Raw genomic sequence first — 12,125 nt, forward strand, 5'->3', positions numbered from 1 at the left:
AATCGCGAAAGAAATGAACACGCGCCCACGCCCCCGCCAGAAGGGGTCATGCGCATCAGAAGAGGGGATGCCTAATGTCTACGTCTACGCGCGCCCGTTGTGGAGCCCGCGGGTTCCGCCGGCTTCACGTTCTTGCCTGCGCCACCAGCCTCGCCGGTTTCGGCTGGGCTTCGCCCGCGCTGGCGCAGGACGGCAATCTGCAGAACAGCACGACCAGCCAGCCCGCCGCGCCGCAGCCTGCGGTGCCGTCGACCGCCAACACGACCACCGCGTCGGAGGCGGGCCAGCCTCAGGATGCCGCCACCGCGCAGGACGTGTCGCAGGGCAATAGCGCGGAAGGTCCCGGCGAGGATATCGTCGTCGTCGGTCTGCGCGGGTCGCTCCAGCGCAACCTCGACCTCAAGCGTACCTCGTCGGGCGTCGTCGACGTCATCTCCGCCGAGGACATCGGCAAATTCCCCGATTCGAACGTCGCCGCCTCGCTTCAGCGCCTGCCCGGCGTGTCGATCCAGCGCAACGGATCGCGCGGCGAGCCGACCGGCATCACCGTCCGCGGCTTCGGCGGCGACTTCAACACCACGCTGTACGACGGCCGCCGCATCTCGACCGCGACCGGCGGTCGCCAGATCGACTTCTCGACCGTCGGCGTCGATTTCATCGGCCAGCTCAGTGTGCTTAAGACTCCCGACGTCTCGCTCGCATCGAGCTCGATCGGCGCGACCGTCGACATCGCCTTCCCCAAGCCGTTCGACCATCCCGGCTTCCGCGTCGCCGCGACCGGTTCGGGATCGATCCAGGATCGTTCGGGCAAGATCGTGCCGACCGGCGGCCTGCTGATCAGCAGCACCAACAAGGACGAGACGTTCGGCGTCCTCGCCGACGTCATCTACACCAAGCGTGATACCGATACCAATCGTGTCTATGTGTCGGGTTGGCCCGGCGGCAACTACGCGCCCTGCCAGCTCGCCGGCTTCACCGGCACCTGCACGCCGACCGCGGACACCAATTCGGCCGCCTACGCCACCGCGAGCAACCGACAGAATCTTCCGGGCTGGTTCCCGCAGCAATATGGCGCCGAGCAGCAGCGCGTGCAGGACGAGCGCGTCGATGCGCGCATCGCGCTGCAATATCATCCTTCCGATGATCTGATGCTGACGATCGACAACAACTTCTCGCGCCAGAAGATCACGCAGGAGAATTACGCGTTCGGCGTCTGGTTCAGCCAGGGCTCGCTGCGCAACGTCACGCTCGATTCGAACGGCACCGCGACCGATTTTACCCAGACCGGCACGCCGACCGATTTCACCGCCGCGCTCAACAAGCAGATCCTGCAGACCAACCAGACCGGCCTCAACGTCAAATATGACGCGACCAGCAACCTGACGCTGGAAGGCGACGTCGCTTACGCCAAGAGCTGGCTCAACCCCGGCAACGTCATCGGCAGCGCCAATGGCGACATCGGGTACGGCAATGCGCTGAGCAACAATTTGCGCTTCAGCGTGCTCGGCGACAGCAAGGATGCCTTCCCGACGATCAGCGGCTACGGTCCGGCGGGCAACTCTGCCGGCTGGGCGGATCAGTCACTGATCGGCAGCCACGTTACCGTCAACCAGACGCAGCACAATACCGACGAGCTCGTCCAGTTCCGCGGCAACGCCACCTGGAAGCAGGACAACGTCACCCTGAAGGCCGGCGGCCAATATTATCAGGACACGTTCAACTTCCGCAATCAGAGCACCTTCACCAACAACTTCTGGCAGGCTTATGCCGGCTATGGTGCGCCGTCGGGCAGCACGACGGGCATCTCGCCGCTGCCGTCGAGCCTCTATCAGGGCTCGGTCAGCCTCAACAACTTCATCCCGGGCTTCAAGGGCAGCCTGCCGCCGTCGGTGTTCGTGTTCAGCCCGATCGCCTATCAGAATTACCTGACCAGCCTCGGCAACCCGTCGGCGACGACGGTGCCGGGCTTCAACTACGGCAGTGTCAACGGCTTCACGGGCACATTCGACGAGGCAGTCGATCCGGGCAGTGTGCTGCGCGTCCGCGAGCGGACGTGGTCGCTGTATTTCAGCGCCAACTTCAAGACCGAGATCGGCAGCCTGCCGTTCACATTCAATGCAGGGTTACGCAACGAGGTGACAAACCTCGTGTCGACCGGTCAGGGCCGACTGCCGATCTACTTCCAAACAAGCATCGCCGACCCGACGCTGCTGTCTATTCCTGCCGGCGGCAACGGCGTGCCTCCTGGCTACACCGCAGTACAAGCCAACACGGTAAGGAATTCCTACTCGTACCTCCTGCCAAGCGTGGATGCGAAGCTGGAACTGACCGACAATCTGATCCTGCGTATCGATGCATCGCGCACGCTGACCCGTCCGTCACTCAGCCTGCTCAATCCGGTGCTCAACGTCGGCAGCGGTCAGCGCGTCGGCGCGCTGTCGGCGAGCGGCGGCAACGCCACATTGAAACCCTATCTTGCCGATAATTTTGATCTTGGCGCTGAATGGTATTACCGTCGCAACTCCTATCTGGCGGTCAATTTCTTCCTCAAGAACGTCAGCAACTTCATCGTCGGCGGCGTGACGCGGCAGGCGATCAACGGCGTGATCGACCCGACGACCGGCACGTTGGCGAGCTTCGCCGTGTCGCAGCAGGTCAATGGCCCCGACGCCACCGTGCGCGGCGTCGAATTGGCGCTGCAACAGGTGTTCGGCGATACCGGCTTCGGCTTCCAGGCCAATGCCACCTTCGTCAACACCAACCGGCCCTATGACAGCACCAACATCAGCCAGACCGGCTTCGCCGTCACCGGCCTCGCCAATTCGGCCAACTTCGTCGGCTTCTATGACAAGGGCGGTTTCCAGTTCCGCACCGCGGTCAACTGGCGCGACAAATATCTGCTCCAGTTCGGCCAAAACCAGAACACCGGTTCGTTCGGGTCGGAGCCGACCTTCGTCAACCAGAGCTTCCAGATCGATCTGACGACGAGCTACGACATCAGCAAGAACTTCAGCGTCTTTGGTGAGGCGCTTAACGTCAACAACAATCAACAGAGCACGCACGGCCGCTATTCCAACCAGCTGCTCGACGTGTTCGACTATGGCCGCCGCTATACGGTCGGCGCACGCTACCGGTTCTGATCCTCTCCCCTGGGCGGGGCGCAACTTGCGCTCCGCCCGTTTTTTGCGAACATCAGGGCCATGCATCCGATCAGGAACATCGTCATCGTCGGCGGCGGCACCGCCGGGTGGCTCACCGCCGGGGTGATTGCGGCGCGTCATCAGGGCCAGCGGCCGCACGGCTTTACCGTCACGCTGGTCGAATCGCCGAACGTCCCGATCATCGGCGTCGGCGAAGGCACCTGGCCGACGCTGCGCACCACGCTCAAACGCATGGGCGTCTCCGAAACCGAATTCTTCCGCCAGTGCGACGCGTCGTTCAAACAGGGCGCGCGCTTCAACCGCTGGACGACCGGCGCCGTCGACGACGGCTATTACCATCCGCTGATGCTGCCGCAGCAATTCGGCAGCGTGAATCTTGCGCCGCACTGGCTCGCTGCGGGCGGGGACGACAGCTTCTGCGACATGGTCACGCCGCAGGGCCGGCTGTGCGACGAGGGCCTCGCCCCCAAGACGATGGCGACGCCCGAATATGAGGGGCAGGCGAATTATGCCTATCACCTCGACGCCGGCAAATTCTCCGCGTTTCTCCAGCGCCATTGCTGCGACACGCTCGGCGTCCGCCACGTCCTCGCCGACGTTACCGAGGTGCTCAAGGACGAGGGCGGCGACATCACGGGCCTGCGCACCGAACAGGGGATCGCCGTCGACGGGGATCTGTTCGTCGACTGCACCGGCTTTGCCGCATTGCTGATCGGCAAGGCGATGGACGTACCCTTCCGCAGCTGCGCCGACACCCTGTTCTGCGACACCGCGCTGGCGATCCAGGTCCCCTATGCACAGGCGGACGATCCGATCGCCAGCCACACCCTCTCGACCGCGCAATCCGCCGGCTGGATCTGGGACATCGGCCTGCCGACGCGGCGCGGCGTCGGCCATGTCTTCTCGAGCAGCCATATCGACGTCGATGCCGCCGAGCGTGAGCTGCGCGCCTATCTCGGCCCCGCCGGCGCCGATCTGCCGGTGCGCAGGCTGGCGATCCGTGCCGGTCATCGCGAACGGTTCTGGGAGCGCAACTGCGTCGCGGTCGGGCTGGCGGCGGGTTTCCTCGAACCGCTCGAAGCCTCGGCGATCGTGCTGATCGAATTGTCGGCGAAGATGATCGCCGAGCAACTGCCGCCGTGCCGCGAGGTGATGGACGTGGTCGCGCGCCGCTTCAACGAGACGACCCATTACCGCTGGGGCCGGATCATCGACTTCCTCAAGCTGCATTACGCCCTGACCCGGCGCACCGATACTGACTTCTGGCGCGACAATGCCCGGCCCGAGACGATCCCGGACCGGCTGCGCGGGCTGATGGAGCTGTGGCAGCATCAGTCGCCGTGGCTGCACGACGAATTCGACCGCGCCGAAGAGGTGTTCCCCTCGGCGAGCTATCAATATGTCCTCTACGGCATGGGCGCGCGCAGCGCGGTGCTGCCCGGCACGATCGAGGGTGAGGCGGAGCTGGCACGGCGCGCGCGGCGCGAGAATGCCATGCAGACGCAGCGCATGGTCGCCAGCCTGCCGCGCCACCGTGAGCTGATCGAGCGGATCGTCCGTCACGGCCTGCAACCCATCTGACCCCCGAAAGGCCCGCCATGCGTCTTCTCGCCTCCGCCTCGTGCCTGATGCTCGCGCTCGGTCTGGCCACTACTGCCGCCGCGGCACCGCGGCTCGACGGGGTGCTCGCCGACCATGCGGTGATCCAACGCGATCAGCCGATCGACCTCAGCGGCGATGCCGGCGCGGGCGAGACGGTGATGATCTCGCTCGCCGGCCATACCGTCACCGCCAAGGCGACGCGCGACGGGCGGTTCACCGCGCAGCTGCCGGCGCTGCCCGCCGGCGGCCCCTATGAACTGACCATCGCCGCGGCGAGCGGCGCGGCGGTGATCCGCGACATCCTGATCGGGGACGTCTACCTCTGCTCGGGCCAGAGCAACATGGAGCTCGCGGTTACCGATGCGCAGAAGCTGATCCCGGACGCGCATCCGCCGCTCGACGACCAGTTGCGGCTGCTCACCATCGCCAAGGTCGCCGCGCCCGCGCCGCTCGCCCGCCTGTCGCAGCCGCCGCGCTGGGTCGCCGCGGACAACACCAGCGCGCAGGGCTTTTCGGCGGCCTGTTTCTATATGGCGCAGGCGCTGCGCCGCACCGCCAAGGTGCCGATCGGTGCGATCCATTCGAGCTGGGGCGGATCGCGGATCAGCGCCTGGATGAGCGCGCCGGCCTTGCGCAGCGCCGGCATGGGCGCGGAGGCGGATCTGCTCGCGCTCTATGCCCGCGACCCCGCTGCCGCCGAACGTCGCGCCTCGGGCATCTGGGAGGATTGGTGGCGCGCCGGTTCGGGCGACGCGCGCGGCCGCGAACCGTGGCAGGCCGATGCCGCGCTCGACTGGCAGCCGGTGCCGGCGATGACCAATTTCGAAACCTGGGGCATTCCTGCGCTCGCCGACTATAACGGCATGATCTGGTATCAGCGCACGATCGACGTCACCGCCGAACAGGCGCGCGGGGCGGCGACGCTGGTGCTCGGCATGGTCGACGATGCCGATCGGACCTGGGTCAACGGCGTCGGAGTCGGCGGCAGCAGCCTCGCCGCGCAGTCACGCGTCTATGCGCTGCCCGCCGGCACGTTGAAGGCGGGGCGCAACGTCATCACCGTCAATGACGACGACGTCTATGCCTATGGCGGCATGACCGGCCCCGCGGACACGATGCGCGTCACCTTCGCCGATGGCTCCAGCGTGCCGATCGGCAGCGGCTGGCGCTATGCGATCGCCAAGCGTCTGCCCGGTGCCGCGCCGCGCGTGCCGTGGGACGACATCAATGGCGCCGGCACGCTGTACAATGCGATGATCGCGCCGCTGTCGCCGATGCATATCGCCGGCATCGCTTGGTATCAGGGCGAGTCCGACACCGGCATTCCCGGCTATGACCGGCGTCTCTCCGCGCTGATCGCCGACTGGCGCCGTCGCTTCGCCAGCCCGCGCGCCGCCGCGGGCATCGTCCAGCTCGCCTCCTACGGCACGCCGGAGATCGCGCCGTCCGACAGCGGCTGGGGCATCGTCCGCGATGCGCAGCGCCGCGTCGCCGCCGCCGACCCGCTTGCCGGCATCGCGGTGGCGCTCGACATCGGCGACGTGCTCGACATCCATCCCGGCGAAAAGCACGAGGTCGGCCAGCGGCTCGCGCGGGTGATGCGTGCGGCCGTCTATAAGGAAAGCATAGCCGCCTCCGGTCCGACGATCGCCGGGGCCCATGCGGCCGCGGGTGGCGGCGTCGCGCTACAATTCGCGGGCGTAACCGGTGCGCTGCACGCGCGGGGCGCCGATCGCGCGATCGGCTTCCAGCTGTGCGACGCGGCGCCCGGCAGCTGCCGCTATGCGAGCGGCACCGTGGCGGAGACGACGGTGACGCTGCCGGGGGACGGCAAGCCGGTGACGCGCGTCCGCTACGCCTGGGCCGATTCGCCGGCGACCAACCTCGCCGACGAGGCGCAATTGCCGGTCGGCACCTTCGAGGTGCCGGTAACACGATAAGCGGCAAATGCCGCGACGGGAGAGACAATGAAGGCGATCACCATGCGAGCGACGGCCCTAGCCACGGCGGGCGTCGCGCTCGCCCTCACCCCGGCGCTGGCCCGCGAATCCACGACGCCCGCCCAGACGCCGGCGCCGGCCGCGGCGCAAGGCGACGAGGCGATCCGCCTCGCCACCGCGACGGTCGCGCGCATGACGATCGCCGAGAAGCTGCCGCAATTGCTCAACGTCGCGCCGGCGATCCCGCGGCTGCGCATCCCCGCCTATAATTGGTGGACGGAATCGCTCCACGGCGCACTCGGCGCGCGCAACACCACCAACTTTCCCGAACCGATCGGCCTTGCCGCCAGCTTCGACGCGCCGCTCGTCCATGATGTCGCCGGCGCGATCTCGACCGAGGTGCGCGGCCTCCATACGCTCGCGCGCGAGACCGGCCGGGTCGGGCGGATCGGCAACGGACTCGACACCTGGTCGCCCAACATCAACATCTTTCGCGATCCGCGCTGGGGGCGTGGACAGGAGACCTATGGCGAGGACCCGTTCCTCACCGCGACGATGGGCGTCGCCTTCGTCCGCGGCATGCAGGGGCCGAACCCCGATCGCCCGCAGGTGATCGCCACGCCCAAGCATTTCGCGGTACACAGCGGTCCCGAGGGCACGCGGCACGAGGCCAACGTCTTCGTGTCGCCGCACGATCTTGAGGACACCTATCTGCCCGCCTTCCGTGCCGCGATCGTCGACGGGCGTGCCGGATCGGTGATGTGCGCGTACAACCGTATCGATGGCCAGCCCGCCTGCGCGAGCGACCTGCTGCTCAAGGAGCATCTGCGCGGCGCCTGGGGTTTCACCGGCTATGTCGTCTCCGACTGCGACGCGGTGAAGGACATCGCCGACAATCACAAATACGCCCCCGACAGCGCCACCGCGGTCGCCGCGGCGCTGCGCACCGGTGTCGACAGCGAGTGCAACAACGCCTCGACCGCCGATACCGCCGGTCTGGAGACCCGCTATCGCGAGGCGCTCGACCGCGGCCTGATCAGCGAGGGGGATGTCGATCAGGCGCTGATCCGCCTATTCGCCGCGCGCTACCGCAACGGCGATCTGCCCGGCCTGGCCGGCGCCCCCGCCGCGATCCCGACCGGCGCGATCGGCAGCCCTGCGCATCGCGCGCTCGCGCTCGCCGCCGCGGAACGATCGATGGTGCTGCTCAAGAACGACGGCGTGCTGCCGCTGCGCAGCGGCGTCAAGGTGGCGGTGGTCGGGCCGCTCGGCGATGCGACGCGCGTGCTGCGCGGCAATTATTCGTCGGGCCTGTCCGGGCCGCCGGTCTCGGTGCTCGAAGGCCTGCGCACCACGCTCGGCGCGAGCCAGGTGACGCTGGTGCCTTTCGGCGAGTCGATGACCGACGGTGACCGCGTGCCGACCAGCGCGTTGCGCACCCCCGACGGCAAGCCCGGCGTACTCGCCCGTTACTACAATCCGGCGACGCCGCTGCCGGCGCTGTTCGCCCCCGGGACGCGCGAGAAGACGATCGCCGCGGTCCGCTATCAGGCCAAGCCGGTGGTGACGCGGATCGAACCCGATGTCGGTGACCGCAACCTCGACCTCGCGCGCGTCGCCGACGTCCATCGCACGGTGTTCACCGGCTTCCTCGTCCCGCCTGCGACCGGCCGCTACCGCGTCGGCCTGTCGGGGTCGGGCGGGACGCTCGAGCTCGACGGGCGGATCGTCTCGGATCGGACCAAGGCGCGCTGGAACGATCTGCCCGGCATGACCACGATCGAGCTGACCGCGGGCAAGCGCTATCCGTTCACTGTCACCGGCGGCGGCGGCGACCTCGTCTGGAAGCGCGTCTCGGCGACGCCCGACGCCGATCTCAAGCGCGCCGCCGCCGCAGCCGACGTGCTCGTCGCGGTGGTCGGCCTGACCTCGGACCTCGAAGCGGAAGAGACCGGGGTGACGATGCCGGGCTTCTCCGGCGGCGACAAGACGACGCTCGACCTGCCTGCCGACCAGCTGGCGATGCTCGACCAGGCGCGCGCCACCGGCAAGCCGATCGTCCTCGTCGCGATGAACGGCAGCCCGATCAACCTCGCCTGGGCGAAGGATCATGCCGCCGCGGTGCTGGAGGCCTGGTATCCCGGCGAGGCGGGGGGGCTTGCCGCCGCCAATATCCTGACCGGCCGCACCAATCCATCGGGCCGGCTGCCGCTGACCTTCTACCGCAGCGTCGCCGACCTGCCGCCGTTCGGCGATTATGCGATGACCGGCCGGACCTATCGCTATTTCAAGGGCACGCCGGTCTATCCCTTCGGCCACGGCCTCAGCTACACGCGCTTCGCCTTCGCGCCGCTCACCGTCACCCCCGCGCCGGGCGGGGCCGAGACCGGCCTCAGCGTCGCCACCCGCATCACCAACAGCGGCGAGCGCTCCGGGGAAGAGGTGGCGCAACTCTACCTCGACTTCCCGGATGCGCCCGGCGTGCCGCGCGTTGCGCTGCGCGGCTTCCAGCGCGTCGCGCTGCGCCCGGGCGAGGCGAAGGACGTGCGGTTCGACCTGTCGCCGCGCGATCTCAGCGCGGTGACGCCCGATGGCCGGCGGATGGTGATGGCGGGGCGCTACCGTGTCACCGTCGGCGCCAGCCAGCCGGGGACCGGCGTTCCCGGCCAGTCGGCCGCCTTCACCGCCCGTCAGTCCGCGGAGCTGCCGAAATGATCCGCCGCCTCCTGCTCGCCGGCGCCGCGCTGGGGCTGTTCGCGACTCCGGCTCTCGCCGCCGATCCGCTCGCCGCCACCGGCCGATGGAGCGCCAATACCGACGGCAGCGCCCCGACGCCGCCGATGGGCTGGAACAGCTGGAATGCCTTCAACAGCGATGTCGACGAGGAGAAGGTGCTCGCCTCGGCCCAGGCGCTGCTCGACACCGGCCTCGTCAAGCTCGGCTATCGCTACGTCAACATCGACGACGGCTGGTGGCTCAAGCGTCGTCAGCCCGACGGGCGGATGCTGATCCGCACCGATCACTTCCCCTCCGCCGCGACGGGTCGCGACCCGAGCTTCCGCCCCTTCACCGACCGGCTGCACGCCATGGGGCTGAAGGCCGGCATCTATTCGGACATCGGCCGCAACAGCTGCGGCCAGATCTACACGCCCGATTTCAAGAACCAGCCCGAGGGCACCGTCGCCGAACGGGAGATCGGCCTGTACGGCCATATCGACCAGGACATCGCACTCTACTTCCGCGACTGGAACTTCGACTTCATCAAGGTCGATGCCTGCGGTATCCGCGGCCTGCCCGCCGATGCGCCGCGCGTCCGATCGGGCCTGTACCGGGCTCTGCCGCCGCTGGTCGACATGCAGTCGCTCGGCGGCTCCGACATCGCCGGCATCCGCGGCCTGTACCAGCAGGTCGGCGGCGCGATCCGCCGTTATGCGGGGGACCGGCCCTATGTCTTCTCGCTATGCCTTTGGGGTGCGGGCGACGTGCGCGCCTGGGGCAAGGACGTCGGCAACAGCTCGCGGACCAGCGACGATATCCAGCCGATCTGGACGCGGATGCTGACCAATTTCGACACGGTGACGCATCGCGCGCTATACGCGCACCCCGGTTCGTGGAATGATCCCGACATGCTGTTCGTCGGCACCGGCGACTTCGATACGGCGCATCCGGTCGAGGCACGCTCGCACTTCTCGCTCTGGGCGATGCTCAACGCGCCGCTGATCATCGGCTATGACCTGCGCAAGCTGACCCCCGAGCTGCTGACGATCTTCGGCAATGCCGATCTCGTCGCGCTCAACCAGGATGCGGCGGGCAATCAGGCGGTACTCGCCTATGATTCCGACGACGTGCAGATCTTCGCCAAGACGCTGGCGGACGGCAGCAAGGGCGTCGCGATCTTCAACCGCACCGCCGCCCCGACCAGGGCGGTGCTCACCGCCGACCACCTCAAGCTGCTCCCCTCGGCCGACGTGCGGCTGCATGACCTGTGGAGCAAGGCCGACAGCCGCTTCCGCGGCGAGACGACGCTGACGCTCGCCCCGCACGAGACGCGCGTGTTCCGCGCCAGCGGCACGCGGCGGCTGGCGAACGGCCTCTATCTTTCCGAACAGACCGGCCGGGTCAATCCGGCGGTCGACGGCGTGGCGACGCCACAGGCCGATCCCACCATCCATCATTCGCCGACGCCCTGGGGTGGCACCCGCGGCACCGGCGACCATCCGCAATATGGCGGCTGGGGCGGTGCCGAGGCGGATCGTGCGCCTTATGGCAAGCTGATGCGCGTCGCCGGGCGGGAGTATGACACCGGCATCGGCATCCTTGCCAATTCGCGGCTGGAGGTCCGCAACCAGGGCTTCACCCGCTTCAGCGCGCAGGTCGGCGTCAACGACTCCGGACAGAAGGCCGGCAAGGTCACGTTCGAGATATGGGGTGACGGGCGGTTGCTCGGCCGCTCGCCGGCGATGGCGTTCGGCACGCCGGCCGCTCCCATGCAGGCCGACGTGCGCGGCGTGGCGATCGTCGAGCTGGTCGCGCGCGCCAGCGATGGCGCGATCCAGCCGGCAACCTGGGCCGAGGCCGCACTGTCCCGCTAAGCACTATGCCAATACCTTCCGCTTATTGACTTATCCTGTGATCCGCGCCTTGTCTGTCGGGTGGCCAGCGAAGATGAGACCGACGGGGCAGCCGTGCCCGCACCCGATCCGCGGACGCGGCGACCGGGCCGGCGTCTGCGCGGCGCGGTCGCCAACAAGCTCGGCATCGCCATCCTGTCGGGCGAGTATCGCCCCGGCGACGTGCTGACCGGCGAAATCGCCGCGGCGGAGGCGCTCGACGTCTCCCGCGGCGCCTATCGCGAGGCGGTGCAGGTGCTGACCGCTAAGGGGCTGGTCGAAAGCCGCCCCAAGACCGGCACGCACGTGCTGCCGCGCGAACGGTGGAACCTGCTCGACCCCGATGTGCTCGCCTGGGCCTTTGCCGGCGAGCCCGATCCACGGCTGATCCGCAGCCTGTTCGAACTGCGGCTGGTGGTCGAGCCCGCCGCCGCCGCGCTGGCCGCCGATCGCCGCACGCGCGCGGATCTCAGCCGGATGGGCGAGGCGCTCAAGGGCATGCGCCGCCACACGCTGGCGACTCCGGAGGGCCGCGCCGCGGATCGCGACTTCCATGATGCGCTGCTGCACGCGACCGGCAATGATGCGATGATCGTGCTCGGCGCGTCGATCGGCGCGGCGGTGGCGTGGACGACGCAGTTCAAGCAGCGCACCCGCGCGCTGCCGCGCGACCCCATCCCCGACCATGCGCGTGTCTATGACGCGGTCGCGGCCCGCGATATCGCCGGCGCGACCGCGGCGATGCAGGCGCTCGTCGACCTCGCGCTCAACGACACGCGCAGCGCGATGCCCGCCGAAACGCGGGTCTGACG

At 68.4% G+C, this 12,125-nt stretch carries 6 protein-coding genes; all 6 read left to right on the plus strand.

Annotated features, from left to right (window positions below; genetic code table 11):
- Nucleotides 1-74: 74 nt before the first annotated feature.
- The 6 genes from BW41_RS15850 to BW41_RS15875 are packed head-to-tail and all read left to right on the plus strand — an operon-like array spanning nt 75 to nt 12,123.
- Nucleotides 75-3,140, plus strand: coding sequence for a TonB-dependent receptor (locus BW41_RS15850; protein ID WP_037535526.1), 3,066 nt, complete (start codon nt 75-77; stop codon nt 3,138-3,140).
- Between the two features lie 60 nt (nt 3,141-3,200).
- Entirely contained in the window at nt 3,201-4,742 is a 1,542-nt protein-coding gene (locus BW41_RS15855; protein WP_037535529.1) for a tryptophan halogenase family protein, read from the plus strand.
- Nucleotides 4,743-4,759: 17 nt separating this feature from the next.
- Entirely contained in the window at nt 4,760-6,703 is a 1,944-nt protein-coding gene (locus tag BW41_RS15860) for a sialate O-acetylesterase (RefSeq protein ID WP_037535531.1), read from the plus strand.
- Nucleotides 6,704-6,745: 42 nt separating this feature from the next.
- Nucleotides 6,746-9,418 carry a glycoside hydrolase family 3 C-terminal domain-containing protein gene (locus tag BW41_RS15865; protein ID WP_037535717.1) on the plus strand — a complete coding sequence of 891 codons (2,673 nt, stop codon included), beginning with the start codon at nt 6,746-6,748 and terminating at the stop codon, nt 9,416-9,418.
- Entirely contained in the window at nt 9,415-11,295 is a 1,881-nt protein-coding gene (locus tag BW41_RS15870; protein ID WP_037535533.1) for an NPCBM/NEW2 domain-containing protein, read from the plus strand. The genes BW41_RS15865 and BW41_RS15870 overlap by 4 nt, the downstream gene beginning before the upstream one ends.
- Nucleotides 11,296-11,355: 60 nt before the next feature.
- Complete coding sequence (locus BW41_RS15875) at nt 11,356-12,123, plus strand: FadR/GntR family transcriptional regulator (RefSeq protein WP_037535535.1); 768 nt, start codon at nt 11,356-11,358, stop codon at nt 12,121-12,123.
- Nucleotides 12,124-12,125 lie beyond the last annotated feature (2 nt).

This window comes from Sphingomonas sp. RIT328 (assembly GCF_000632225.1).
In the GTDB taxonomy this organism is placed as follows: Bacteria; Pseudomonadota; Alphaproteobacteria; order Sphingomonadales; family Sphingomonadaceae; genus Sphingomonas; species Sphingomonas kyungheensis.

Coding starts and splice junctions, on each gene's coding strand:
- BW41_RS15850 (WP_037535526.1), top strand. CDS start 75: ATGTCTACGTCTACGCGCGCCCGTTGTGGAGCCCGCGGGTTCCGCCGG.
- BW41_RS15855 (WP_037535529.1), top strand. CDS start 3,201: ATGCATCCGATCAGGAACATCGTCATCGTCGGCGGCGGCACCGCCGGG.
- BW41_RS15860 (WP_037535531.1), top strand. CDS start 4,760: ATGCGTCTTCTCGCCTCCGCCTCGTGCCTGATGCTCGCGCTCGGTCTG.
- BW41_RS15865 (WP_037535717.1), top strand. CDS start 6,746: ATGCGAGCGACGGCCCTAGCCACGGCGGGCGTCGCGCTCGCCCTCACC.
- BW41_RS15870 (WP_037535533.1), top strand. CDS start 9,415: ATGATCCGCCGCCTCCTGCTCGCCGGCGCCGCGCTGGGGCTGTTCGCG.